The sequence below is a fragment of the Chryseobacterium sp. IT-36CA2 genome (assembly GCF_949767875.1).
GTDB lineage: Bacteria > Bacteroidota > Bacteroidia > Flavobacteriales > Weeksellaceae > Chryseobacterium.
Map to the genome: position 1 here is coordinate 656,409 of NZ_CATKPG010000021.1, position 26,617 is coordinate 683,025.

Below are 26,617 nucleotides of genomic sequence, written 5' to 3' on the forward strand. Positions count from 1 at the left end.
TATTTGATCTTTATTCTTTAATTAGAAAGGTAAATCATCATCATCGTCTCCGGCAAACGGATTTTCGTTAGAAACAGGAGATGCTGATTGTTGAGGCATTGCCTGAGTAGGTTCCGAAGCATTTTCAGAAACTTTCTCTACTCTCCACCCTGTAATAGAGTTGAAGTATTTCGTTTCACCCTGAGGAGAAACCCATTCTCTACCTCTGATGTTGATTCCTACCTTTACGTTTTCTCCTTCTCTAAGGTTATCTAATAAACTGATTTTATCAGACAAAAATTCTATGTTTATCGGCTGTGGATACTGTTCCTGGGTCAAAATAACCATTTCTCTTTTTTGAAACCCGCTCGCAAATGTTTGAGCATCAAAAAGTTTCTTTACCGTTCCTTGTAATTCCATATCGTAAATATTAACGATGTAAAAGTAAGAAAATGAAATGTAATAAAAGGTGCCGTGAAAAAAAAATGTAGAAAATTTAATTTTTTTTTCTGAAAAGTTTGGTGCTAAAGGAAATTGTCCTATATTTGCACTCACAAAAACGAAGCAAGCTCTTTAAAACTTACAGTATAAAAAAACCAGCGGATGTGGTGTAATTGGTAGCCACGCCAGACTTAGGATCTGGTGCCGTGAGGCGTGGGGGTTCGAGTCCCTTCATCCGCACTATGCGAAAATAGCTCAGCTGGTAGAGCACAACCTTGCCAAGGTTGGGGTCGCGGGTTCGAATCCCGTTTTTCGCTCCACACCATGCCCTGGTGGTGGAACTGGTAGACACGCAGGACTTAAAATCCTGTGTCCGCAAGGACGTACGGGTTCAAGTCCCGTCTGGGGTACAAGACCCTCTGTAATATCTTACGGAGGGTTTTTTGTTTTAATAGAGAGAGTTCTTTAAATAAAATATTTTATATTTGTAAGAAATATAGCCGGAATCTGTAAAAAGAGAATGGTAAATCTGCGGATGTGGTGTAATTGGTAGCCACGCCAGACTTAGGATCTGGTGCCGTGAGGCGTGGGGGTTCGAGTCCCTTCATCCGCACTATTCTAAAAGAGTCTTTTTAGAATTATTGAGAAGGTTGGAACCTCTGGTTCGAATCTTTTTTTTTATCCACACCATGCCCTGGTGGTGGAACTGGTAGACACGCAGGACTTAAAATCCTGTGTCCGCAAGGACGTACGGGTTCAAGTCCCGTCTGGGGTACAAAGCCCTCTGTAAGTTATTACGGAGGGCTTTTTGTTTTTTAATTGTATTCTTTTTTATTTTCCAGTTTCTTCAGTCTTTCAAAGATGCCTGTAAAAATGTTTTTCTCAGCAGTCGAAACATATCCTACAATCTTATAATAGTCCTGGCTGTTTTTGTTAGTAGATTGATTTTCAGTCAGATATTTTATATTTCCATTGAGGTAAACTAATAGATTATTGATAGGATCCGTTCCCAGATCTGCTTTATTCAAAAAGAGAATATCCCCATATTGATACTGTGATAATAAGTGTACTTCAGGAGTAAATTCATATATGAGATCAACGGTTGATAATATTTTCTGCAATATTGCGGCGCTAGGATTATTTTTCTCTGTTTCTCCTTCTGTTTCTTTGTTGTTCAGAATAGCCAATTCCGGGAAAAGAACATGCTGGTTGATTTCAGAAACGTTTACCAGCTGATTTACCTGAAGAGTTTCAGTCAGTAATTGATCAAGATTAAGATCAAAATGATTTGCTACTTTTAATAGAGTTTCAATTTTCGGTTCGGCGCGTCCTTCTTCATAAGAGCTTATTACTCCTCTGTTTAAATCAAATAAATCTGCAAAAGCTTTTTGGCTTAGTCCCTTTACCTGTCTTATTTTTTTAATATTAGCTCCAAAAAAGCTCATTTTGTCTAATCATTTTTGCAAAAGTAGAAAATATGAATTGATGTTGAAGATATTTGTATGCTGCTATTTCGGGTAGAAGCATTCTTTTTATCACTATCTGATGGAGGAGAATTCATTGAATAAAAATTCTGTACCCATAATATTCTATAGTTCTGTATCTGTATCCAAAATTAAATACTCCATAATTTTGTTTAGCTAAAGAAGAAAATATGGAAACAATCACTCAACATCAGAAACAGTTTCAATATGCTGAGGCTTATATATCAGACATGTTGTTGCTGAAAAACATTTTTCTGGAAAAACAAAATCTGAAGATAGCAGACCAAAATTTCGGACTTCCTTTTCTTGTGGCTAAAAATGGAAGGGAAACTATTGCTTTTGCCAGTCTTATCGTGAATGAAAATGATGAAATCTCTTTTAAAATTTATGATAAAAAGAAAATGACAGAAGCTGAAAAGAGAAATTTCTTTTCCCGTGCTGAAAGATATTTTAAGAATAATAATACACCCAATTTCAAGGATCCGGAACAATTAAAAAGCAGTATCAGCAGTATGATCAGCTGGCTGAATCCTGAATAAAGAAAGGATAAAATTGTACATTTACGTAAAACCCCGATTCTATGTCTAAAGATGTTCTGTACCTTAAAATAGCCAATTCTGTCACAGAGCAGATTAAAAGTGAAACCCTGCAGTTTGGAGAAAGGCTGCCTTCATTGAGAAGTGCCCAAAAGTTATATAATGTGAGTCTGAATACCATAAAACAGGCTTATATGGAACTGGAAAGCCGTTCTCTGGTAGAATCACGTCCTAAATACGGATATTATGTAAGCCAGACCTCCCAGAGAAAACTAGCATTGCCGTCCGTAGCTCAGATGAAGGTTTCAGAAAAAAAGAATACACCTCAAGACCTTATTGATAAAGTATTTGGAGTAATTAGTGGAACAGATATTACACAATTTGGATTGGGAATTCCGGGTAAAAGCCTTCTTCCGGTGGCCAAGATGAAGAAATGTATGATTGATGTGATCAAGAGAAAAAATGACAGTGGAACCAATTATGAGCCTGTACAGGGAAGTGAGGAACTTCGTCGGGAAATTGCCAAATGGTCGATGGTGATGGAAGGAAGGATTACAGAAGATGATCTGGTTATTACTTCCGGAGCGATGAATGCTGTTTACAACTGTTTAATGGCTGTGACACAACCGGGAGATTCAGTTGCGGTGGAAAGTCCTGTGTATTTTGGAATTCTTCAGGCGATTCAGCTATTGGGATTAAAGGCAGTAGAAATTCCTACCCATCCCATTACGGGAGTGGATCTGGATGCTTTAAAAAAGGTTCTTCCAAAGCTTTCTGCATGTTGTTTTGTGGTGAACTATAATAACCCGCTTGGGTTTCAGATGCCTGATGAGAACAAAAAAGAGCTGGTAAAAATGCTTACTGAGCACAATGTTCCTCTTGTGGAAGATGATGTGTATGGAAACATCTATTTCGGGGCAGGAAGACCAAAACCATGTAAGTATTATGACGAAGCAGGGATTGTAATGTGGGTAGGTTCGGTGTCCAAAACATTGGCTCCGGGTTTTAGAGTAGGATGGGTGGCTCCGGGGAAATTTAAAGAAAAAATTATTCGTCAGAAATTGGTTCAGACGGTAAGTGGTCCTTCTTTGTTTTCAGATGTGATTACAGATTTTCTTGCTCACGGTCGCTATGACCATCATTTGAGAATGTTCAGAAAGAAACTGTACGCCAACTACCTTCAGATCCAAAAATCGGTGATAGAATATTTTCCGGATAATACCAAAATTTCAGAACCAAAAGGCGGTTTTATGCTCTGGCTGGAATTGGATAAGCGGATCTGCACGGAAGACCTTTATGATTTGGCTGTCAGTCAGAAAGTAAACTTTGCCCCCGGAAGAATGTTTTCACAATACAATCAGTATCAGAACTGTATGCGTCTGAATTATGCATTAGAATGGACAGACAGGGTGGAAAGTGATCTGGAAAAGCTGGGAAAAATGATAAAAAATAGAATTTAATAAACCTTATAGTGATGAATGATAATAAGAATGAAGTAAAAATTGTAGCCTACGAACCTCAGTATAAAGAAGCCTTCAAAGCTTTGAATGAAGAATGGATCAAAACATTTTTTGTAATGGAAGCAGGCGATTATAAGCTGCTGGATAATCCTGAAGAACATATTTTAAATAAAGATGGGCATATTGTCTTTGCTTTATTGGATGGAGAAGTCGTAGGAACCTGTGCATTAGTAAAAACGGAGGATAATCCTCTTACTTTTGAGCTATCAAAGATGGCGGTAAGTCCTAAAGCGCAAGGGAAAAAATTGGGTTATCTGCTGGGAAATGCTTTAGTAGAAAAAGCGAAAGAATTACATGCAGAAAAAGTCTTTTTAGTCACCAATTCTATTTTGGTTCCTGCGATTAAACTTTATGAAAAACTTGGTTTTATCCATACTCCTGTCAGTAATGCTGAATATGAGCGTGCAGATGTACAGATGGAGCTGATTTTCAATAGATAAACAAAAAAAATATTAGAACTCGGATAGGAATATCCTTGTTCTAATATTAAAATTAAATCTAATTGCTTTACTGTTTTATTTCTTGATAAATGTCTTGGTCATTGAATTTTTGCTTCCGCTGATTTTAATGAAATATACTCCTGCCGGAAGATTTCCAATGCTTATTTTTTCATCATAAAAACCTCTTGGAGACTGTAAGTGTGATGTTGAAACAAGAACTCCTTTACTGTCGATGATTTCGGCTTTAATTTCTTTATCCTCAGACTTATACTGGATTCCAATGAATGTTGAAACAGGATTGGGATAGATTTTAAAATCATCAGAAATTACTTTCGTTTCTTTTGTGCCTAATACTCCCTTTGAACATTCCGGAATTCTGTTGACTCCATCAATTCCCCACGAAGATTGCACAGGAATACAAAGCCAGTTCAATACCGTTGGGAAGTGATCAGTTTCTCTTGTTGTTGAGGTATAATCATACACTTTAAAATTATTCACTGTACCCGCATTATAAGTCGGAGAACCCGTTACCGTCATATTATTGGCATTCGGACCGGAATCTGCCAACGTATTTCCTGAAGTTCCATCACATTTCCAATTAGCTAATAATTGAGAATAATAGGGATGTGAAGATGTAATATCCTGGTTAGCCCAATTCGCAATCACATCGTTTGGAAGAGCAGATTTCCAGATTCTGACATCTTTATAAGAAGCTGCAAGATTGATTCCGTAAGCATTTGTTCCATCCTGATTTAAAGTTAAAGGAAGTCCGGAATCAATATTTCCGATGGTATTCATTTTAGCAAAAGTTACCGGAACACCATCTTCGTATAACGTTACAACGCCATCTCTGTCAAAGCTTGCTGCAATATGCTTCCACTTGTTGGTTTCTACTTTTCCGCCAACAAGGTCAATTCTGTTAGTTCCATCACCAATATTCATTTTAAAAGTCTGGCCGGAATATCCTGAGAAAACAAATCCTTTATTTTTTCCGTTAGCCCAGTTTTTATTACTGATCATCACCGGATCACTGGAATAAGCAGCATTAGGTTTTACCCAAAATTCAATAGTAAAATCCTGATTCGCTCCAAAGTTAAAAGGAGTCTGGTTAGCCGGCTTTGCATAAGTTCCTGCCGGAAAATTCAATTGATTAAATGTTTTATTGGATTCCAGAACGGTTTTGCTGATCTGTTGCGGAGTAAATCCGGGATTAGAATAGACTGTAAAAATATTTCTCTCCGTAAGATTACCACCTCCATGAGAACTTTCAATAGCTCCATGATCTGTTGTCAGAACTACCAACCAGTCTTCATTGTTGTAAGAAGACCTGTTTTTCATGGCTGTTACAATTTCTCCAATATAAGAGTCTGTAGTCTGAATAGAAGAAACATACTGAGGAACCGTTGAAGCAAAACCATAAGAATGTCCTGCGTGGTCTACATCATCAAAATCTACAAAGAGAATATCAGGATTGTCGTTCTGCAAAGCGTTTATCGCTGCATTTTTTACAGCAAGATCTGTTGCCAGATTACTTTTTACATCAGCAGTTTGAATAATTTTGTCATTGATGGGTGACCAATGTGCGAGAGAAATGGTTCTCAAATTAGGATTATAAGTTTCTGCTCTTGTTAAAAAGTCAGGGTAATTGACATAGTTTGGGCTGGTAAAGTTATTGTCCTGTACATTATGTTTGGTATGCCATACACCTGTAAGCATGGTGCTCCATCCGTTTCCGCTCCAGGTAGTGGCAGCGCAGAGCCCATCGATAGAATATATCGACTGACTGATAAGGTTTTGGATGTTAGGAGTAGGGGTTGACATCATTACGTCTGCCCGACATCCGTCAATACCGATAAAAAGAACTTTTTTGGTCTGAGCTCCAAGGAAACAGCTCATTACAACAGCCATTGAGAATAGTTTTGTTTTCATTGGGAAATAGGTTTTTTGAATTACAAAAGTTTACAAATAGTAATTTATTTTTAACTATTGTAAAATTAGTTTACTATTTGTAAACATTTATGAACAGAAAGTTAATTAATTGATAATTAAAAAGTTCACTCAAAAAGGTTAGATCTTAACCACAAAAGTCACAAAAGAGAAATGACTTTATTTTAAGTAATAGTCTTTGCGAAAATTAAGTTCATAAAAGCATCCGAAAATCTCCGGTTTTGACAAATATTCAATCGAGCGTACGATATTCCCCTCCTCTGGAGGGGTGTCAAATTGGAAATTTGACGGGGTGGTAAAAACACAAATATTTCCAATGGATTACCCTGAAAACATTTGTGTCAAGAAGTATTAAAAATATGATGAAAAAAGGGGTTAAAGAATTCCTTCAGCTTCAGAAATCGTATTCAGAATATAATCCGGAGCTGCTTTTTCAAGCTCTGATTTACTCTGAGCTCCGGAAAGTACTGCTACTGTTAATCCACAGCCTGCATTTTTTCCCTCTTCAATATCAATCACAGAATCGCCTGCTTTTAAAACTTTACTGGCTTCCGTAATATTGAATTTCTTCATCGCAAGATGAATCATCTCAGGGCTTGGGCGGCTTTCAGAAACATCATCTGCGGTAATCAAAGCATCAAAGTGAACACTTTCCTTCCAGTTCAGCTTATTTAAAAGTTGATGAGCGATCTCTGATGTATAGCCTGTATTTAAAACGATCTTTTTGTTTTGAGACTTCATGGTGAGCAGGAAATTTTCCGTTCCATTGATGGGTTTTACCTCAAGTTTTTTATAGGATTCCTTTAGCTGGTCGGAAAAATTCTCAAAAATAGCAGGAGCATCCTCTTCATTTCCATTAATTTCTTTTAAAAGACTTGTAATGGCTTCCAGTTTTTCCATTCCGGCACAGCTGGATAATACTTTTTCCAGGCTTACTACATAGCCGTAATCATTCACAGCATTCGTAAGTGTTTTGTAGACTACATTATCTTCATCAATCGTTGTTCCGGCCATATCCAGAACCAATAACTCTATATTTTTCATGTCAATGTTATGCGTAAATTTTTTCAATATTAAATTGGGAAAAGCCTCCGCTTCCCGTCATTCCTTTTCCTCCGATACCTGTTACAATATGAATATTGGCAGATGGACTATGTTCAAAAATATCCTTTGTTTTGCACTGGGAGTAAATTCCGAACCATCTTCTCTGAATTTCATACGTAGGAAGATCAATAATTTTCTTAGCCTCATGAATCATGAATTCATCAATTTCCATATTAAGATCATACCCCAAATCATCGGCATTTTTGGCATCTGCGTATTCATGAGAATCTCCTATGATTACAGAACCGTCAAGAGCCTGTTTGAATAAAATATGAACTCCGTATTTCTTCTCAAACGAGTTAGGATCTTCTAAAGCCTTGATTTTCTGAAAAGAAGGGCATTCGCTGAAGGATTCATATCTTCTCACAGAAAGTCCTGTAAGAATATTTCCCTGAAGTGAATAGATTCCTTGTGGTTTAGTCTGAAGCATCTGCAGTTTACTTACTTCCAGATCGCTGTCATTGAATACTTTAGGGTATAAAGTTTTGAACTCATGGCCACCGCATATAATGATTTTAGAAGCGTTAAATTCCATTCCCTCAGCTGTTACCGCTATACATTTCTGATCATCTTCATGGGTTTCAAGAACTGTTGTATTGTAATAAATCTGTAATCCCATTTTTTCCTGAAGTAGCTTGTGGAGCTTTACAATCATATCTGCAGAATCTACAGAAAGTTCCTGTGGGAAAAACAGACCTCCTTTGCAGTAGTCGGAACGAAGTCCGTCAAATTTCTTGATGCAGTCATTTTTTGATAATAAAACAGATTCATAATCATTATTTCTATTGATTTCATAAAGTTCTTCAATCAGCTGAAGTTCTTCGTCATTTGAAGCAATATAGATGGAACCGTTTTGTCTGATGGTAAGGTCTGCCTGATCATGAAGTTCATTGTATATAGCAAGGCTTTCTCTTCCGAAATTCTGCCAGTTAAGATCCATTCCGGAGGGTACTACCTGTCCGAAATTCCTTACGGTGGCACCCTGAGGAACAGAATTTCTTTCCAGTAAAGCTACTTTAAGATTTTTCTTCAGCGCATGATAGGCGTGGAATGTTCCTAAAATTCCACCTCCTACAACGAGTAAATCAAATTTTGTTGTCATTGTACTATAATTTATAAAATTTTCGACGTATCGAAATTGATGAATTGATTAGAGTTTGAGTTTGATTTCGGTTTTGACTTTTTTCTGAAAGCTATAAAAGCAATCACTGAAAGAACCAAAACCGTTATGGTGATGATATAATTTAAATTGATATAGAAATTAAGCCAGGAAGTCTGAGCTGAACCGAAGTTTTTATACAAAAGAATCAGAACACTTCCCAGATAACCAAAGGAATCCACAATATAGATCAGAAAACCTACATTTCCTTTGATTTCAAATGCAGCAATCATTCGGTCAAAATAAATTCCGTTGAAAGGAATATAGCAGATGTACATTCCAAAACCAGAAATAGTCATCCATAAAAAAGGAGACAGAGAACCCTGCTGAAACAGATAAGTAGAAAGTCCTACCGTAAGAATACCTGCAAAAAGGATGTAATGATAATAGGCAAATGCCTTTTTATTGTTTTTGACTTTTACCATAAAGCTTAAAATCACCAGAACCATTACTGCAATAGGAATTTCTGTTAAGGTGAAAATAGAGCTGTCAAAAGTAAAATGCAATCCGTCCCAGATCTCACGGTTGAAATTATCTCTGAAATCCCTTAAAACCGTTAAGCTGATGTATAAAAATATGATACAAACAATGGGTACAAAAAACTGCTGAATCAATGCTTTTCTTTCTGAACCATTCAATGGCTGTCGCTTATTTTTAAGCAAAATATCTTCTTTCGAAGGTTTGGGAATTCTTTCAAGTAACAGACCGAAGAGAATCAATGGAATAATGAAAACAAGTCCGGCTGAAAAAGGCATCCAGAATTCGGAAACGGAAAAATTATCCATTAAAAATTTCCCTACAGATTTTGTAAACCCTGAAGAAACTACAAAGCTTGAACATAAAAACAGGCCGATGATTTCTGTGGTTTTTCGCCCTTCAATATAAGAGAAAACAATTCCCCAAATCATTCCCAACGGAATACCATTGATGAACATAAACAGGATATTATAAGGAGCAGGAACCACAGCAAAGCCTAATAATGCAAGCTCAGCAATAACAATGAAAGTAAAGAGATAAGTGATTCTTTTCTGAGGTTTCAATTCCGAAATAAATTTGATCCCGATGAATTTTGAGATAAAATAGCCTACAGCCTGTGCAATGATAATCAGAATCTTATAATCAACTCCAAAATAGGAAAGTCCTTCGAAAGAAGCTACGGTAAAAGGTTTCCTGAAACCGTACATGCAGAAGTAAACACCGAAAGCAGCAAAAGCGGCCTTCAGTGTTACCAGTGTTTTTTTATTGATGGTTCTGGCCATGGTAATGGGTTAGAAGTTCAGTTTTATTCCAAGATTGAATCGTACACCATAATATTCTACCTGCTCCGGACGGTCTTCACTTTTACCAAAGTGGTAGATCAGAGGTTTGTTCAGAATATTGTTTACATCCGCATACAAAGTCAGATATTTTGTAAATTGATAAGAACCTCCGAAGTCCAGATTACTGTATTTACCATAATAAGAATCATTGATGTCCTCTTCAGCATATTCTACAGCATATTTTCCTTTGTAGTTGTAAGCCAATCTGGCATTGAATCCTTTTTTCTCAAAGAAAAGTTGTGCGTTATACAGTTCCTTTGCCTGGTAGGGTAGAGCAACTGTTCTTCCGCTTGGTTTTTCCATTTCAGAAGTCATGAAGGTGGCATTCAACTGTACTCCGAAGTACTGTAAAATTCCCGGAAGGAAATCAAATCTTTTATTAATTCCCAATTCAATCCCTCCTAACCATGCTGCTTTTCCGTTGTTTGGGGCTGTAAACTGCACGCCTGTAATTCCATTATAGTTTCCGATAAATGAGTCCTGGAAAATAGGATCAGTAATGGATTTATAGAAAACGCCGCCACTCAGAATCCCTACGTTTGAGAAATAATATTCTCCCATCAGATCAAAATTCAAAGAATAGGTAGGATTAAGATTGGGGTTTCCTCCTTTGAATTCATTGTCTGCTTCAATATAAGTTCCTCCTGGAGTCAGATCACCAAAATTCGGTCTTGAGAAAGTTCTTGTTGCTGCAAAACGGAGGTTGGTTTTATCATTCAACGTATATTTTAAATGGATCATCGGAAGAACAGCCAGATAGTTTTTGGTATTTTCTACTGGTGTCAATACGTTATCATTCACGCTGTATCCTCTTACTTTTGTATTGGTATTTGATAATCTGATTCCTCCTAAAATGATGATTTTATCATTCAGTTTATACGTTGCCATCCCATAAGCATCTGCATGTTTTTCAAAAACATCAAAATTTCTTCCTAATGCTTTATTATACTCAAGGGCTTCAGAATCAGCAGTGTTTATTTTTAAATTTCCTTGATTCTGATACCAGAACTGATTCATTCCTGCAGTAGAAAGTACAGGCCCGAAAGTGTTTCCGATATGGGCATTCATTTCACTTAAATATTTCGGGCCGTTGGGCTGTGTTGTGATATATTGAGAATAATCAGACAGAAGAGGTGCTGTACCATTGCTCCAGTTGTAGAAAATATCAGAGAATCTTGCATTACGTTCTTTATCTCTGTATTTAAAACCATATTTTAAAGTCAGTTTATCAGAAGCATTGATTTCATGGTTGAAAGCGGCAACAATTTTATCCTTTTCCTCTACAAAAACTTTATAAAATTCAAGATCTGTAAATCTCATCTGCGAAGCATCCATTTTAAAGTTCGGATCACTGTAAAAGCCAAATAAAGCATCTGGATTTTTATAATCTAACTTCCCACCATCAGCTTTCCAGTAGGCTCTAGGACCATTTCCGTGATTTGAAATATAATCAGGATTGATGCCTACACCAGATTGAGTGTACTTGATGACATAATAAGAATTGTTCTGTTTATCAGGAATATTTCCATACTTGAACTTGTTATCATAATAGGATAAATCCCAGTCGATTTTTCCTTTATTTAATTGATGAACCGCTCCCAAAGAAACAGAAGTAAGTTCCGTAATCAGTAAATTGTGGATATTCTGAAGCTCTACTCTTGCCGTATTATTAGTACTGCTGAATTTATCAAAACGGATTCTGTGTTTATAATGGGTTTCGTCATCCGATAAGGTACCATACATTCCTTTTAAATAAAATGTCGTTTTTGGAGAAAGTACATATTCAAAAGCGGTATTGATTCCTGTTGTTTTTCTTACACCATTATAATCACGGAGTTCCAGTCTGAAAACCCCTTCGTCACCACTTCTCCTTGCCTCAAAATTATCTGTAGACCAGTTTCTGATGAAGTGCGCAAAATTGAATAAATACCCGAATTTTTTATCCTTCGTTCTTCCTCCATATAAAAATCCAAGGTTGTAAACTCCCTTATCAGACTTTGCATTATAACCGCTTCCTACGGTTGCTTTGAATTCTGTTTTCATCGGCGGAGTTTTGGTAATAAAATTGACACCACCACCTATTCCGTCTGCTTCCATATCTGGGGTAAAAGACTTGTTTACATGTACATAGGAGATCAGTTCCGTAGGAAAGAAGTCGAATGCTGTTGCTCTGGAAGTCGTTTCTTCCTCGGCAGTGGGAAGTCTGTTTCCATTGATGGTTGTGGATGCCCAGAATGGCGGAAGTCCTCTCAGGGAAACGAATCTTCCTTCTCCCTGGTCTCTTTCAATAGAAACTCCTTGTACACGTTGTACGGTCTCTGCTGCATTTCTGTCCGGTAATTTCCCAATCCCATCTGAGGCGATTACATTGGTAATATTGATGGCATTTTTTTGAAGGTTTAAAGCTCTTGCTTCTGTATTTTTCAAGGTTCCGGTAACGACAACTTCATCAATGTTTTTTCGGGGCTGAGAAAGTTTGATGATTCCCAGGTCAATCGTTTGCTCTGGTTTTAGATCTACATTGATATCTGAAGATTCATATCCTATATAGCTGATTTGTAAAGTATATTGGCCTTCTTTGATATCATTGATGGTAAATTTTCCTTCAATATCAGTCGTTGTATTTTTAGATAAGCCTTTTATTTTGACTGTAGCCCCGGGAAGAGGCTGGCTGTCGTCAAGAACAGTTCCTATAATTAACTGTTTTTGCGCTGAAACAAAGACCATGAAACAGACAAAAACAAGGGTAAGTAATTTCTCTAATTTTGTTTTCATTTTTACATATATTAAATTTTTTATGCAAATCACGCCAATAATTTTAATATATATAAATATTTTGTATTAAGTATTGTTTAACAAATAAGTCTGATTTGTTACGTTATTTTTACTTTAAAAAGAATAAAAACTATCTTTTGAAAATTTAGTAAAATAGGATTTAAATTGCCTGTTTCAACGTTTTATATAAAAATTTCAAAGAAATAATAAGAATAGAAATCTACCGAAGATAGCTGTGTTTTTGTTCATATTTCGTTCATTTTGGAAGAAAACAGAAAATCAAAAGTTGCATATTTGTAAACTTTTGTATTGGTGTAGGAACCCAAAATTGAATAGTAATATGTAAAGTGACAATTATTTAAACGCAAAGTTCATTTACTATAATGCAAATTACCAAGGATGCAAAGGTGGCGACGTTGTCGCTGATGAAGTATGATTATTATGCATACCCTTAGAAAGAATCAATGAAATTGATTCCATGCTTTGCACCCTTAAAACTATAAGGTTTAACAATAAAAAAACTTTGCGTTAAAAAAAGGTAGTTAAGCCGTATAAAAATAAAGAACAAGCATCACACAGCTCTCATCACTAATGCTTACCGGAACGTGAGGAAACTTCCCATTGAAATAAAGGGAATCACCTTCTTTTAGGATGATTTCTTCGTTATCAATTACATATTTTACTTCTCCTTTCAGGATATATTTAAATTCCCAGGCATCCGTAATGACCTTTTCTCTTTTAGAATTCGGTTCGAGAGTCAGTAGAACAGCTTCAAACCCTAAAGAATGAAGACTTTTGCTAAAAATATGCATGTATTTGAATCCTTCAGCTTCCACCTCCTTTTCAATGACTTGCTGGCTTTCTTTCGGAACATAAATGAACTTGGCGTTGGATTTTTTCTCAACTCCTTCGAAAAAATAGCTGGCATCTATTTCAAGAGACTGAATCAGATCCAATAACACAGGAAGCGAAGGAATCGTTCTTCCGTTTTCAATCCTGGAAACAAGACCGTTGCTCACATTGGCTTTGAAAGCCAGTTCATTAATGGTTAAATTATTCTTTTTTCTAATATCCTTTAATCTCTTGCCGATACCTATTAAAAAGTCATTCATACTGTGTGTAATTTAACCTGATTATTTTTTCATCATTATATTGAAAACAAAGGTAATATTATTCTATAGAGTTTGGATATGAGAGGTAATCAATTCATTGAAAATTATTATTTGCTTTCTCGGCTTGCTCAGATTCTTTCGTCTTTTCTCCCCAAGAAAATTTCCCTATTTTTGTAAAACTCCTTATTTCATCTATGAAAAAAATTATTCTTATCGAAGACGAAACCAGTGTAGTTTCCTTTATTAAAAAAGGACTTCAGGAAAATGGATATGAAATTTCTGTTGCTTTTGACGGGCGTACAGGAGTGCAGCTGGTGCAGGCTAACGATTTCGATCTGGTAATTTTAGATATTATGCTTCCGGAAATGAATGGTCTGGATGTGTGTAAAGAAATAAGAAAAACCAATCAGAGTGTTCCTATTCTGTTTCTAACTGCCTTGGGAACTTCAGAAAACATTGTTCTCGGATTAGAAAGCGGTGGAGACGATTATCTGGTGAAACCTTTTAAATTCATTGAACTGGTAGCCCGTGTGAAGTCTTTGCTAAGAAGAAGCAATAACAACGGTCCTCAGGAAATTGCTGAACCGGAACCGGATAATGAGCATGTATTTCAGTTTTCGGACCTGATGGTGAACGATTATACCAAAAAAGTAACCCGTGCCGGAGAAGATATTTCTCTTACTTCCACAGAATATAAACTCCTGCTGTATTTTTTAAATAACCCTGAAAAAGTAATTTCAAGAGCCGAAATTCTGGATGCAGTCTGGGGTGTAAACTATGAGCTGGGAACCAATGTGGTAGATGTATATGTAAATTATTTAAGAAAAAAACTGGATAGTCACGACGATAATAAGTTGATTCATACCGTGATAGGAATGGGGTATGTGCTGAAAAAGACATAATGAATGTTTAATAAAGTCATTACAAATCAGACCAAAACGATGGTACTTTTGATGTTGGTTTTTACCGCCATCATTTTGCTGTTCAGTGGTTTGGTGTACTTTTCTATCGTTAATTTTTCGCACCAGAGATTTTATGAGCTGCTGAAGATCAGAACAGCAACTATTGTTCAGATCGAAAAAAGCAAAGACCATCTTGACCTTCCGGAAAACTATGTTCTCAGCAGTTTAAATGACGAAGAGCTTCCGATGGAAAAAGACTATGTTTTTGCAGTTCCAACGGATTCCAATTTCAAAAAAATATCTCAGGAGGTTCATATTCCTTCGTATTTCTTTAAAAATATCATCAAAGAAGGAGAGTCCAATTATAATGATGAAGAATTCTATTATATAGGGCAAAGTTTCAGATATGATGATAAAGATTATATAGCCATTGCTTCTGCTAAAAACCACTATGTTGTTTATTATCTGGGCTTTTTGAAAAGAACACTGCTTACCTGTATTGTGCTATCACTTTTCTTTAGTATGATTTTCTCTTTTTATCTGTCTAAAACATTATTCAGACCGATCTTAAAAATTACAGGGAAAGTAAAGGAAATCAGTTCTGAAAACCTTCATTTAAGACTTGAATCTCAGCCTGATAATAAAGAGCTTAATGAGCTGGTAGATACTTTCAATGATATGCTCAACCGTATTGAAACCTCTTTCGAAACCCAGAATCACCTGATTGGAAATGTTTCCCACGAGTTGAGAACCCCTCTTACATCCATTATGGGCGAGGCTGATGTTGCTCTTTCCATTAGCAGAACAGCTGATGAGTACAAAGAAACTCTCGGAATCATTCTGGATGAAGCCGAAAAACTGGATAAAAAGATCAAGGCATTACTAATGATTGCCCAAACCGGATTCGATGGAAAAATCCAGAAAATGGATAAGGTAAGAATTGATCAATTGCTTTGGGATGTTATTGAAACTCTTAGAAAAATTGATTCCCGAAATAATATCTATCTGGATATCAGCATGCTTCCCGATAATCCAAAAAAACTGAAAGTACAGGGGAATGAGCAGTTACTGCATCTTGCAGTGGCCAATATCATCAGCAATGGTTGTAAATATTCTAATTTCCAACAGGTTAAAGTTTCTCTGGGAGCCACTAATACGGATGTGTATATCATTGTAAAAGATAATGGTATCGGAATTCCGGAAGTAGAAATGAACAAAATCTATGATCCGTTCTTCAGAGCTTCTAATACCAATAATTATGAAGGTTATGGAATCGGACTTCCGCTGGCAAGAAACATCGTAAGAATGCACAATGGCGAGCTGATCGTAAGCTCGCATGAAAATCAGGGAACAACCGTACAAATGCGTTTTCCAAATTTCTATAGTACGCAGAAAAACGAAGAGATAAATAAGTAAGAAACTCCATTTTGGCGTTTGTTTACTTATTCTTTAGTGTATTTAATCTTGATATACAGCGTATTGTGTTAGTAATCTCGATCCTTTTCGATTTTGCTTTATTGCTATATTAAATCCTCTTAACAATTTTCTAATCTCATTTTAATCTCTTTAATCACATTTTAATTCCATTCCAAAGACCTTCTAATTTGGTCGTTCTAGTTTTGTATCATCAAAAAAGATCAACATAATACAAAATAATAAGAACATGGCTAAAACAATTTTAATTGCAACAGATTACTCTCTTGAGTCATTGAATATATTGAAAAAAGTACTTAAAGAGAAAGATGCAGCAGAAGATCAGAACCAATACAATATTCTTCTGACTTCCGGGTATGATTCCGGGGATTCTATCAGGGATCTTTTGTTCAGTACCAAAACATCTGTTTTTAATAAAATCAGACCAACAGAGTTCTGTGATGCCTTTGGAATTATCAGTAATAAATATCCTCACCTTGTTAACAAAATCATCTGTGATGTCTTTACAGGAAGTTTCCAAAGAACATTCAACCAGTATGTAAAGGCGGAAAATATTGAGGAGGCTTATTATTCTCCATCTATCAAAAGCAAAGGAAAAGGCAAATTCGATCTGATTCCTTACATCAAAAAATGCAAAGAACTGAAATCTCATGAAATTACAGTTGAAGTGAGAGAAAGACTTCCCGAAAGAGGAAGACTGGCAGAGATCTTTGTAGAGGTCTAAAAATTAAACTATTTTAAAAACGATAAAAAATGTTAAGAAATTATAGTAACAGCAGGACACTGGGAGACAATATCAGGTTGGGGACGCTGACTGCCTTCACGGCGGGTACTATAAACATTGCTTCCCTATTGATATTTCTCTCTTTTACGTCGAACGTAACGGGACACTATGCTATTTTAGCTGCAGAGATCAGTAAAGGAAACTGGACGCAGGTAGGAGTCGTAGGAGGGTGGATCTTCCTGTTCTTCTTCGGAAGTTTCCTATCCAACTTTATTGTGATCAATTTTAATAAGAAAAGTAAATATTTTGCCCATTCCATGCCTATTGTGCTGGAAATTATATGTCTGCTTTTTGTAGGAGTATATGGGCAGTTTTATTACCAGAAAACATTAGAAGAAACAGAATATTTGGTTGCATTGATGCTTTTTGCTACCGGACTTCAAAACGGATTAACGGCAAGTATCTCCAATTTCTCTGTGAAAACCACCCACCTTACCGGAACAACCACCGATTTAGGAATCCTGGCATCGATGTTTACACAGAAAAAATACAGAAGAAATGGAGAGTTGATTGGTAGAGCCAAACTTCTGATGAGTATTATGCTTGCATATGTAATGGGAGCGGTATTTTCTGGGTTGACGTATTATTATCTGGAGTTCAGAGTGTTCTATGTGATCAGTATATGTCTGCTGATTGTCATCGGCTACGATGCGTATAAAATTCATATCCGTCATTTCAACACGAAGTACAGATACAACAGAATTTACAGAAAGGCCAATATTTTTGCTTATCTGTATGAGAAAATCCATGGAATTCCTAAAAAAGAGAAGAAACCAAAGCTTGTCTTTGAGGATTAAAAATATAAAACACACTATTAATTTTTTGTATAAACTAGCTGTAAATGCCCTTATTTTATTATAGAATAGGGGTGTTTTTGTTAACAATTAAACTAAAAATCTATAAATTTCTTGTTTTTTATCCTGTTATTAATGGTTGTTAAAATGAAAATTTCCTGATCGAATCAATAAACTTGCTAAAGCCCTTCATTACAAACATTAAAAAAAACAGTTGGGGATAAATAGGTAAAAATGTTGATAATTAAATATTAAATCACGGTTTTGGTATTTTAATTCCCGTTTTCATTGACTATTTTTGTAAGTTGATTTACGTTTTTATGTCAGATATTATTCAGCTTTTACCGGATCATGTAGCCAACCAAATTGCAGCAGGAGAGGTGGTGCAGCGGCCTGCATCCATCGTGAAAGAACTTTTGGAAAACGCTATAGATGCAGATGCAACGAAGATTGAATTGATCATCAGGGATGCCGGAAAGAATCTTATTCAGGTGGTAGACGACGGGAAAGGAATGTCCGAAACAGATGCCCGCATGGCGTTTGAAAGACATGCTACTTCCAAAATCAAAGGAACAGAAGATATCTTTAAGATTGCCACAAAAGGGTTCCGTGGTGAAGCTCTGGCTTCTATTGCGGCAGTTTCTCAGGTGGAATTGAGAACGAAACAAAATGATACTTCCATCGGCACCAATATTTATATAGAAGGTGGAGTTTTCCAGTTTCAGGACCCGATTCAGACAGCAGACGGATCAAATTTTTTAGTGAAAAATCTTTTCTATAACGTTCCTGCAAGAAGGAAGTTTTTGAAAAATAATAATATTGAATTCAGACACGTTATTGATGAATTCCAGCGTGTTGCTTTGGCTCATGAGAATTTGGAATTCTCCTTGTTCCATGATGATGAAGCTGTTTTCAGACTGAGAAAAGGAAGCCAGATGCAGCGTATTGTAGATGTTTTCGGCAGAAAACTCCAGCCGCTTTTGATTCCCATTAAAGAAGATATTATCTGGTGTAAGCTTCATGGTTTCGTTGCCAAGCCGGAAGGAGCTAAGAAAGCAAGAGGAGAGCAGTTTCTTTTTGTAAACGGAAGATATTTCAGAAGCCCTTATTTCAATAAGGCAGTACAGGAAGCTTTTGAAGGACTGCTTCAACCGGGATATGTGCCTTCGTTTTTCCTTTTTCTGGAACTTGATCCGGAAAAGATAGATGTCAATATCCATCCGCAGAAAACAGAAGTGAAATTTGAGGATGAACACCTTATTTTTGCTTTGCTTCGTTCAACGATTAAAAGGTCTTTAGGAATTTATAATGTTTCCCCAAGCCTGGACTTCGACAGAGATCCGGAACTGGATGAGATGATGAACAAACCTATTCCAAGCAAAGGAAACGGAGGGGGAAGAAGCGGAGGGATTATCAAAATGCCTGAAATCATTGTAGATAAAGATTACAATCCGTTTCTGGAGGAGAAAAATGTAGTACACCCGGAGGAAATTCAGAACCTTACGGAAATGTATCATCAGAATATTACAGCAGAACCTTCAAAGATTAATTTATTTGAAGATGAAGACTTTGACGAAGATTTGATGAGACTCCCGAATGGCTACTGGCTTTTCAATAAAGGAGATGTCACATTAATGCTGGATCTTGGAAGGATGCACAGATTATTGGTTTCTGAAGGGAACAAATCTACCAGAAAATCAAGTACAAACAGCCATGCTCTTCTTTTCTCTCTGGAGTATCATATGAATGAAATCGAAAAGACAAAATACAATTCGATAAAAAAATATCTTCCAGAATTAGGGTTTGACATGAAAATTGCTCATGAAAGTGTACTTCGAATAGATTCTCTTCCCGAAGGACTGAAAGAAACCCAGGCAATGAAGTTCTTAGAAAACCTTTTTGAGATTCTGGACTATAAGACAGAAGAAGAATTTTTGCAGTATTACCATAACCAATGGAATAAAATGCAGTCGAAGTCAAGATTTGACTTTATTTATAAAAAAGATGCGGAACAGCTTATTAAAGATTTTACAGCATTAGGCTTCCCGGAATTTTTACCGGACGGCAAAAGATGTTTTTATGAAGTTCCGTTTAACGACTTTAAAAACAAATTTTAAAAGATTATGTTTAACAATATACCACCGATTACAAGGAATATCATTATCATCAATGTGATTGTTTATTTGGTTGCTAATTTTCTGCTTCCGAACTTATACAATACACTTTCGGGGTTTTATCCTTTTTCTCCTAATTTCAAATCGTGGCAGATCATTACCCATATGTTTATGCATGCTCCACTTAGAGAGTCTGGGGGTATAATGCATATTTTATTCAATATGTTTACATTATTCAGTTTCGGACCCATTTTGGAGCAGACATTAGGAGACAAAAAATATTTGATATTATATTTTGCAAGTGGCTTGGGTTCATTTTTCTTATTCAATCTTTGGAATTTTGTGGAAGCTCAACAAATTATTTCTGGCTTACAAAGCTTAGGACTAAATGCTTCAGAAATTTATCCGAAAGCAGCTCTTGATTATGTGGGAAGTTTGAAGATTAGTGCTACAACAGCTGAAGGGCTGGAATTATCCAGTCAATATTATACTTTATTAAAAACACCTATGCTTGGAGCTTCCGGAGCAATTTTCGGAGTAGTAGCTGCATTTGCAACCTTATATCCTGATTCTAAAATCGGAATCATGTTTATTCCTGTTCCGATTAAGGTAAAATACCTGCTGCCAATTATTGTGGTGGTTTCTATATATCTTGGAGTTTCAGGTAACGGCGGCGGTGTTGCTCATCTTGCTCATGTGGGAGGTGCTTTGGTTGGCTGGCTCTTGGCACGAATTTGGAAAAAACATTTGTACAGATTCAATTAAAATTATTTTGTGAAAATTTTCCGACTCATACTATTCATCCTGCATCTTGGAATTTTGTTTCTTTTGCTGGGAACATTACTGAATGCCTATATTCCACCTAAAATTTTTCCGTGGTTTAATTTACTTTCTTTAGGGTTTCCGATACTGATGATCTCTTATATCATCCTAACAATATTCTGGGTATTCAGCTGGAAAAAGAGAGCTTTTATATTCATGTTTATAGGGCTGGCTTTTATTAATCCGGTAAAAAGATGGGTAAATTATTCTTCACCTAAAAATGGAGATTCTGATATAAAAATAGTTTCCTTCAATACCAGAGCAGGAGGAGGAGGAGTCTCAGAAATAGGGATTTATCTGAAGTCTCAGAATGCAGACGTTATTTTTTTACAGGAAGATTCCGGAATATCATATAAATTTGAAGGCTACCAAAAAACAAATCCATCTGGAGGTTTTGCTATTTTAACCAAACATAAAATCATTAGCCAGAAATCAATAGATCCACAGGATGAAAGTGTAAGAGTCCCCGGTCTACAGGCTGATATAGAAATCAATGGCAGAGTGTATCGTTTTATTGATGTATACCTTCATCCATTCCGTTTTGATAAAGATATGGTAAGGCTTAATGGGAATACCGATGCTAATGAACAAAAAATAAAAGACGTTGTCAAAAGACTAATTCCTACGTTTAAAAAGCATCAGGAACAAGTTGGTTTTATTCGGCAGGCTGTTGAAAACTCGCCATATCCTGTTATCCTTGCCGGAGATTTCAATTCTGTTCCCAATTCTTATGAATATTATCATTTGTCAGAAGGACTTGAAGATGCCTTTTTAACAGCCGGAAAAGGGAGCGCAACCAGTTTTCATGACTATAAATTTCCTATCAGAATTGATTATGCTTTTTCTTCAAAATCATTAAAGGCAATATCTTACGAAGTTGACCGTTCTATACATGTTTCAGATCATTATCCTATCATCGTGAGGTTTTCTAAGGAGAGAAAGTAATCATAAAAAGAGTTAAAATTATCTGCTTGGTAGGATTTTTGTTGAAAGAAAACAGTACCAAGACCGTTTTTTCATGAAGTCGAACCAGATATTACTATTTTTACATATCGCTGTTGCTATTTTGCTGTTGTGCACATTAGGGAATGCGTGGGTTCCGCCTAATCTTTTAGGTAACCTTAATCTGCTCTCGCTTGGTTTTCCTTATCTGATATTGACGCACGTGATTTTTACGCTGATATGGATCTTTAAAAAACAAAAAATAGCGATCGCTTTTGCATTAGGTACACTTATTTTCTATAACCCCATCAGACGATGGATCAATTTTTCCCCCAAAACAGAAAATGGAAAAACAATACGGGATATTAAAGTATTGACATTTAATGTAAAATATGGAGAGTATGGTTGGGATAAAGTAAAAAATTATATCAAAGAACAAGATGCTGATATCATTCTTGTACAGGAAAAAGATACTAACCGCGCTATAAAGAGGGATCTTATAAAGTATCCTTCCGTTATTCTGAAAACAAAACATAAAATTGTGAGACAGGCAGAGTTGATTGATGAGAAAGCTCGTGGAAATTCATTCTATGCTGATATTGATATCAATGGAAAAGTAATCAGAATCATTAATGTTTATCTTGAGCCGTTTAGGCTTCATAAATCTATGTTTACCAAACTGGACGGGTTGGGCTTGGGAAACGTTTCTACACTGCTGTCTCATATGACTCCAACATTTCAGGCGCATGAAGATCAAGTAAAAAGAATCAGAAAAATGGTAGATTTATCCCCTTACCCGGTTATCCTGGCGGGAGATTTTAATTCTGTTCCTAATTCTTATGAATATTATAATCTTGGTAAGGATCTTCAGGATGCCTTTCTGGTAGCGGGAAAAGGAAGTGCAAGCAGTTTTCATGACTATAAAGTTCCTCTGAGAATTGATTATATCTTCAGTTCAAAATCCATTATTCCTCTTAGCTATAAAGTAGATCAGTCTGTGAAATTATCGGATCATTATCCCGTAATTGCAGAATTTCTGCTAAATTAGTTCCATGAAAAATATATTGTCTGCTATTTTCGTCTTTATACTCCTCTTTACTGCCTGCTCGAAGAAAGAATCTCCGGGATTTGGTGCCGAACAGGAAGTGATGATCAAGTATGATACAGCAGCTGTTGATTCCTTTTCTACAGGAGCCGTTTCTGTAGATGTTGCCCGAAAGATAAGAATGTCTTCCCCTCAATATCTTGATTCAGTAAAGCAGGCTAAAAAGCTTCAGGAAGAAGAGAATAAGATAAAAGCAGAGCTGGAAAAAGAAAATAAAGCAAAACAGGAAGAGGAAAAGAAGAAAGCAGAGGCCGAAAAGAAACAGAAAGCTTCTGAAACACCTTCAGCATCAGACACTAAAACACAATAAATCCAACATCATTAAACAATATACAATATGAAAAAACAAATCCTGGCAGCTGTAGTGATCTCAGTATTCACTGTAGCATGCACAAAATCAACAACAAAAACAGAGCAGGTAGAAAATTCTGACGGATCAGTTACCACTACAACAACTACCGTTACAGAAACTCCAAACACCGTTGATACGGCGAAGATCAACGATGCTAAAGAAGATGTGAAGGCTAAAGTAGACGCTGCTGGAAATAAGATAGATGATGCTGCTCAGAAGGCTAAAGATAAAATTGATGCCACTGCAGATAAAACGAAACAAGATCTTCATAAAGCAGGTCAAGATATCAAAACTGAAGCTACTAAAGTAGGAAAAGATATTAAAACCGGAGCACAGGAAGCCGGAAAGGATGCGAAGGAAGCAGCTAAAAAAGGAGCTTCAAAAGTAGAGGAAGCTGCCAAAAAAATGAAAGAAGACTTAAGTAAATAAAGCAAAAGCCGTAATTCAATTAGAATTGCGGCTTTTTTATTTGTTATCTTTAAATAGAACGTTTAAGAAATAATGTTTATTTATTCATTTCCAGCAATGGGTCAATGTATTCCCTGTCATTGCTTAATCTAGGGACTTTATTTTGCCCGCCAAGCTTTCCTTTAGCCTCCAGCCAATGATAAAACAGGTTGCTTTTAGCAATATGAACAATAGGTCTCTTAAGTGTTATATTATTGTATCTCTTGGCTTCATAATCTGAGTTAATGGTCTTTAAATGCTTATCAAAAGTATCAATAAAACTGTCCAGATTATCCGGGTACTGACTGAATTCAAAGATCCATTCATGGGCACCTCCTTCGTTTCCTTTCATGAAAACTGGTGCTCCAGTAAAATCTGTGATCTGTGCACCTGTTGCTTCACAGGCTTTTGAAAGGGCGGATTCCACATTGGTAATCATCAATTCTTCCCCAAAAGCGTTGATATAATGTTTTGTTCTTCCCGTTATTTTTATCCTGAAAGGATTGGTAGAGGTAAAGACCACAGTGTCTCCAATCAGGTATCTCCAAAGTCCTCCGTTGGTTGTGATCACCATTGCATAGTTTTTCCCAACTTCCACGTCTTCCAGGCTTACAACCTTTGGATTTGAAAAATGGAACTGATCCATAGGAATGAATTCGTAAAAAATACCATAGTCCAGCATCAGAAGCATCTCATCACTGTCTGATCTATCCTGTATACCAAAGAACCCTTCAGAAGCATTGTAAATTTCGTAGTAATTGATGTTTTTTCCGATGATCTGTCTGAATTGTTCCTTGTAGGGCTTAAAACTAATTCCGCCGTGAAAAAACACCTCCAAATTAGGCCATAGCTCCGAAATACTTTCAATGTTGGATTCCTTTACTACTCTTTGCAGAAGAACCATCATCCAGCTTGGTACCCCAAGGATACTTCCCACATCTTCATTTTTTACTTCAGAAGTGATTGCTTTCAATTTGCTTTCCCATTCTCCCATTAAAGAAACCTTCTTGCTGGGAGTCGTGGTAATTTCTACCCAAAACGGAAGATTGTCAATCAAAATAGCTGATAAGTCTCCAAATTTTGTATTGAAATCTGCATATAATTCTGAACTTCCCCCAAGCCGTAAATTTTTATAATTAAAAAGCTGATTTTCGGGATGATTATTGGCATAAATGGAAACCATATCCTTTCCTGCCTTCATATGGCAGTATTCAAGGCTTTCCGCAGAGATAGGGATAAATTTGCTCTTGGCATTGGTGGTTCCCGATGATTTGGCAAAATGTTTAATAAGTCCGGGCCAGCTTACATCCTTCTGTCCCTGTCTTGCTTTTTCAATATAAGGCTCCATTTCTTCATAGGTAACAATAGGAACCTTGTTTTTAAAATCCTGATAACTTGATATAGAATTGAATCCGTACAGCTTACCATATTCTGTGTCCTCTGCATGAAACAGCTGGGAAAAGAGTATACCTTTCTGTGTTTCAATGGGATGGTCCATGAAATTCTGTATCTGATCTATCCTTTGTCGGATAAACCAGTTGACTACGGTGTTGAAAAGTGCTTTGGTTGCCATTCCAACAAATATAATGATATTTGAATTTTCAGAAAATTTTTTAAGTGATTAAATAAAAAAACCGTTACAAAATCTGTAACGGTTTGATATTTAGTTTATTGTTTACTAGCAATACTCATCGTATGCAGCCTGAAGGTTTGCTGCGATAGCTCCTGCAGGGTTTCCTTCGATGTGATGTCTTTCCAGCATGTGAACCAATTCACCATCTTTGAAAAGGGCTACACATGGAGAACTTGGAGGAAATGGAGCAAGGTGTTTTCTTGCTTCTACTACAGCCTCAGTATCGAAACCTGCAAAAACAGTTGTTAAATGATCAGGTTTCTTATCTCCTGTCAAAGAGTACACTACTCCTGGTCTTGCAGCTCCTGCAGCACAGCCACATACGGAATTGATGACCAATAAAGTAGTTCCTGACTGCTTCAAAGCCTCTTCTACCTGAGTTGGAGTTGTTAAATCCTGGAAACCTTTATCTGTAAGCTCTGCCTTCATAGGCATTACCAAATCTGTTGGATACATATATTATTGTTTTTTATCTGTACAAAGTTAAGCAATTCTTTGCTTTTCTTCAATATATAAAAACTATCAATCGTTTAGTCATAAAAAATTAATCAAATATTAATATTGTAATAATATTATGAAAAACATGAAATAATGCTAGGAATAATAAAATATTATTATTAAATTTGAAATGATTCTGAAAAACAAACGACCGTGAAAAAACATTTAAAAGCTTTCCCTCAAGCAATCAATCACTTAAATACTTTCTGAAATATGGTAGTATCTTAATTCTTTTTTCAGTTTAGAATCAAACTGATTAACAAACTTTAATATCCAAACAAAGTGAAGCCCGGAACTGAAGAGTTCCGGGCTTCTAATCAAATCGATATGCAAAGGTTGTATATCCTTAGTTATGGAATGAGATACGTTTTGCGGGCTTTAAAATAAACTTAAATCCCGAACCCGGATCACACTATGAAAGAAGCTTTTTAGCCATCTCGGAAATGCTTTTTCCGTCTGATTTTCCGGCTAAAGCTTTTGAAGCAGCTCCCATTACCTTCCCTAAATCTTTGATAGATTCAGCTCCGGTTTCAGAAATAATATTTTTGATTTCTGTTTCTAATTCTTCTGTTGAAAGCTGTTGAGGTAAAAACTTTTCAATGACTTTACTTTGAGCTTCTTCTACTTCTGCAAGATCCTGTCTGCCCTGAGCAGTGAACTGCTCAAAAGAATCTTTACGCTGCTTGATCATTCTCTGCAGAATGGCAATTTCCTGCTCAGCAGAAACTTCAGCGCCTCTTGCTTCTGTTTTTAAAAGAAGAATCTGAGATTTTACAGCACGCAGAGAATCCAGAGCTACTCTGTCTTTTTCTCTCATGGCTGTTTTTATAGCTTCGCTTATTGTATTTTCTAAACTCATAAGTTTATAATTTGAGAATTTGAGAATGAAATAATTTGAAAAATAATAAAAACAATGGTAAATGATTGGACTTTATATTATTAATTAAAATAATTAACTAATACACCGAATTCAT

24 protein-coding genes and 5 tRNA genes are annotated in these 26,617 nt (G+C 36.2%); 18 read left to right on the forward strand and 11 right to left on the reverse strand.

Going from position 1 to position 26,617, the window contains the following annotated elements; all coding sequences use genetic code 11:
- Positions 1 to 21 precede the first annotated feature (21 nt).
- Positions 22 to 399 carry a DUF3127 domain-containing protein gene (locus tag ACM6F9_RS14500; RefSeq protein ID WP_105702330.1) on the reverse strand — a complete coding sequence of 126 codons (378 nt, stop codon included), beginning with the start codon at positions 397 to 399 and terminating at the stop codon, positions 22 to 24.
- A 179-nt stretch (positions 400 to 578) separates the two neighbouring features.
- Here ACM6F9_RS14500 and ACM6F9_RS14505 point away from each other — a divergent pair.
- The 5 genes from ACM6F9_RS14505 to ACM6F9_RS14525 all read left to right on the forward strand — a co-directional run bounded on the left by ACM6F9_RS14505 (position 579) and on the right by ACM6F9_RS14525 (position 1,195).
- Positions 579 to 660, forward strand: a tRNA-Leu gene (locus ACM6F9_RS14505).
- A gap of 4 nt (positions 661 to 664) precedes the next feature.
- Positions 665 to 740, forward strand: a tRNA-Gly gene (locus ACM6F9_RS14510).
- Between the two features lie 6 nt (positions 741 to 746).
- Positions 747 to 830, forward strand: a tRNA-Leu gene (locus ACM6F9_RS14515).
- 121 nt (positions 831 to 951) lie between these two features.
- Positions 952 to 1,033, forward strand: a tRNA-Leu gene (locus ACM6F9_RS14520).
- 78 nt (positions 1,034 to 1,111) lie between these two features.
- Positions 1,112 to 1,195 (forward strand) — tRNA-Leu (locus ACM6F9_RS14525).
- A gap of 40 nt (positions 1,196 to 1,235) precedes the next feature.
- Here ACM6F9_RS14525 and ACM6F9_RS14530 read toward each other — a convergent pair.
- Positions 1,236 to 1,865 carry a helix-turn-helix domain-containing protein gene (locus tag ACM6F9_RS14530; RefSeq protein ID WP_414846365.1) on the reverse strand — a complete coding sequence of 210 codons (630 nt, stop codon included), beginning with the start codon at positions 1,863 to 1,865 and terminating at the stop codon, positions 1,236 to 1,238.
- Between the two features lie 209 nt (positions 1,866 to 2,074).
- Here ACM6F9_RS14530 and ACM6F9_RS14535 point away from each other — a divergent pair, with 209 nt between their 5' ends.
- The 3 genes from ACM6F9_RS14535 to ACM6F9_RS14545 are packed head-to-tail and all read left to right on the forward strand — an operon-like array spanning position 2,075 to position 4,400.
- Complete coding sequence (locus ACM6F9_RS14535) at positions 2,075 to 2,443, forward strand: hypothetical protein (RefSeq protein WP_414846366.1); 369 nt, start codon at positions 2,075 to 2,077, stop codon at positions 2,441 to 2,443.
- Between the two features lie 41 nt (positions 2,444 to 2,484).
- Positions 2,485 to 3,900 (forward strand): PLP-dependent aminotransferase family protein, encoded by a 1,416-nt coding sequence (locus tag ACM6F9_RS14540; protein WP_414846367.1) that lies wholly within the window; start codon positions 2,485 to 2,487, stop codon positions 3,898 to 3,900.
- Between the two features lie 14 nt (positions 3,901 to 3,914).
- Entirely contained in the window at positions 3,915 to 4,400 is a 486-nt protein-coding gene (locus ACM6F9_RS14545) for a GNAT family N-acetyltransferase (RefSeq protein ID WP_414846368.1), read from the forward strand.
- Between the two features lie 75 nt (positions 4,401 to 4,475).
- Here ACM6F9_RS14545 and ACM6F9_RS14550 read toward each other — a convergent pair whose 3' ends face one another.
- The 6 genes from ACM6F9_RS14550 to ACM6F9_RS14575 all read right to left on the reverse strand — a co-directional run bounded on the left by ACM6F9_RS14550 (position 4,476) and on the right by ACM6F9_RS14575 (position 13,816).
- Positions 4,476 to 6,329, reverse strand: a complete 1,854-nt coding sequence (locus tag ACM6F9_RS14550; protein WP_414846369.1) for a LamG-like jellyroll fold domain-containing protein — start codon at positions 6,327 to 6,329, stop codon at positions 4,476 to 4,478.
- A gap of 393 nt (positions 6,330 to 6,722) precedes the next feature.
- The gene (locus tag ACM6F9_RS14555) at positions 6,723 to 7,391 is read right to left on the reverse strand and encodes an HAD-IA family hydrolase (protein ID WP_414846370.1); all 669 of its coding nucleotides are present in this window, start codon (positions 7,389 to 7,391) and stop codon (positions 6,723 to 6,725) included.
- A gap of 7 nt (positions 7,392 to 7,398) precedes the next feature.
- Positions 7,399 to 8,553 carry a TIGR03364 family FAD-dependent oxidoreductase gene (locus ACM6F9_RS14560; RefSeq protein ID WP_414846371.1) on the reverse strand — a complete coding sequence of 385 codons (1,155 nt, stop codon included), beginning with the start codon at positions 8,551 to 8,553 and terminating at the stop codon, positions 7,399 to 7,401.
- A gap of 11 nt (positions 8,554 to 8,564) precedes the next feature.
- A complete protein-coding gene (locus ACM6F9_RS14565) occupies positions 8,565 to 9,869 on the reverse strand; it encodes a DUF5690 family protein (protein WP_414846372.1) in 1,305 nt (434 codons plus the stop codon).
- Between the two features lie 9 nt (positions 9,870 to 9,878).
- The gene (locus tag ACM6F9_RS14570) at positions 9,879 to 12,704 is read right to left on the reverse strand and encodes a TonB-dependent receptor (RefSeq protein ID WP_414846373.1); all 2,826 of its coding nucleotides are present in this window, start codon (positions 12,702 to 12,704) and stop codon (positions 9,879 to 9,881) included.
- Positions 12,705 to 13,246: 542 nt separating this feature from the next.
- The gene (locus ACM6F9_RS14575) at positions 13,247 to 13,816 is read right to left on the reverse strand and encodes a helix-turn-helix domain-containing protein (RefSeq protein ID WP_079243618.1); all 570 of its coding nucleotides are present in this window, start codon (positions 13,814 to 13,816) and stop codon (positions 13,247 to 13,249) included.
- 194 nt (positions 13,817 to 14,010) lie between these two features.
- Here ACM6F9_RS14575 and ACM6F9_RS14580 point away from each other — a divergent pair, with 194 nt between their 5' ends.
- The 10 genes from ACM6F9_RS14580 to ACM6F9_RS14625 all read left to right on the forward strand — a co-directional run bounded on the left by ACM6F9_RS14580 (position 14,011) and on the right by ACM6F9_RS14625 (position 23,494).
- Positions 14,011 to 14,718 (forward strand): response regulator transcription factor, encoded by a 708-nt coding sequence (locus ACM6F9_RS14580; protein WP_414846374.1) that lies wholly within the window; start codon positions 14,011 to 14,013, stop codon positions 14,716 to 14,718.
- 3 nt (positions 14,719 to 14,721) lie between these two features.
- Positions 14,722 to 16,134, forward strand: a complete 1,413-nt coding sequence (locus ACM6F9_RS14585) for a sensor histidine kinase (RefSeq protein ID WP_121486834.1) — start codon at positions 14,722 to 14,724, stop codon at positions 16,132 to 16,134.
- Between the two features lie 247 nt (positions 16,135 to 16,381).
- Positions 16,382 to 16,876 carry a hypothetical protein gene (locus tag ACM6F9_RS14590; RefSeq protein WP_414846375.1) on the forward strand — a complete coding sequence of 165 codons (495 nt, stop codon included), beginning with the start codon at positions 16,382 to 16,384 and terminating at the stop codon, positions 16,874 to 16,876.
- A gap of 29 nt (positions 16,877 to 16,905) precedes the next feature.
- On the forward strand, positions 16,906 to 17,733 hold the full coding sequence (locus ACM6F9_RS14595) for a YoaK family protein (RefSeq protein WP_414846376.1): 828 nt from the start codon (positions 16,906 to 16,908) through the stop codon (positions 17,731 to 17,733).
- Between the two features lie 317 nt (positions 17,734 to 18,050).
- Entirely contained in the window at positions 18,051 to 19,847 is a 1,797-nt protein-coding gene (mutL, locus tag ACM6F9_RS14600) for a DNA mismatch repair endonuclease MutL (protein ID WP_414846377.1), read from the forward strand.
- A 6-nt stretch (positions 19,848 to 19,853) separates the two neighbouring features.
- Positions 19,854 to 20,609, forward strand: coding sequence for a rhomboid family intramembrane serine protease (locus ACM6F9_RS14605; protein ID WP_414846378.1), 756 nt, complete (start codon positions 19,854 to 19,856; stop codon positions 20,607 to 20,609).
- A 9-nt stretch (positions 20,610 to 20,618) separates the two neighbouring features.
- Positions 20,619 to 21,611, forward strand: coding sequence for an endonuclease/exonuclease/phosphatase family protein (locus ACM6F9_RS14610; RefSeq protein ID WP_414846379.1), 993 nt, complete (start codon positions 20,619 to 20,621; stop codon positions 21,609 to 21,611).
- 73 nt (positions 21,612 to 21,684) lie between these two features.
- On the forward strand, positions 21,685 to 22,656 hold the full coding sequence (locus ACM6F9_RS14615; RefSeq protein ID WP_414846380.1) for an endonuclease/exonuclease/phosphatase family protein: 972 nt from the start codon (positions 21,685 to 21,687) through the stop codon (positions 22,654 to 22,656).
- A 4-nt stretch (positions 22,657 to 22,660) separates the two neighbouring features.
- On the forward strand, positions 22,661 to 23,023 hold the full coding sequence (locus ACM6F9_RS14620; protein ID WP_414846381.1) for a hypothetical protein: 363 nt from the start codon (positions 22,661 to 22,663) through the stop codon (positions 23,021 to 23,023).
- Positions 23,024 to 23,050: 27 nt separating this feature from the next.
- Positions 23,051 to 23,494 carry a hypothetical protein gene (locus ACM6F9_RS14625; protein WP_414846382.1) on the forward strand — a complete coding sequence of 148 codons (444 nt, stop codon included), beginning with the start codon at positions 23,051 to 23,053 and terminating at the stop codon, positions 23,492 to 23,494.
- Positions 23,495 to 23,570: 76 nt separating this feature from the next.
- Here ACM6F9_RS14625 and ACM6F9_RS14630 read toward each other — a convergent pair whose 3' ends face one another.
- The 3 genes from ACM6F9_RS14630 to ACM6F9_RS14640 all read right to left on the reverse strand — a co-directional run bounded on the left by ACM6F9_RS14630 (position 23,571) and on the right by ACM6F9_RS14640 (position 26,502).
- Positions 23,571 to 25,085, reverse strand: coding sequence for a GH3 auxin-responsive promoter family protein (locus ACM6F9_RS14630; RefSeq protein WP_414846383.1), 1,515 nt, complete (start codon positions 25,083 to 25,085; stop codon positions 23,571 to 23,573).
- Between the two features lie 105 nt (positions 25,086 to 25,190).
- Entirely contained in the window at positions 25,191 to 25,601 is a 411-nt protein-coding gene (locus tag ACM6F9_RS14635; RefSeq protein WP_105702246.1) for a BrxA/BrxB family bacilliredoxin, read from the reverse strand.
- A gap of 454 nt (positions 25,602 to 26,055) precedes the next feature.
- Positions 26,056 to 26,502: a GatB/YqeY domain-containing protein gene (locus ACM6F9_RS14640; RefSeq protein ID WP_414846384.1), complete on the reverse strand. Its 447-nt coding sequence runs from the start codon at positions 26,500 to 26,502 to the stop codon at positions 26,056 to 26,058.
- Positions 26,503 to 26,617: the final 115 nt, after the last annotated feature.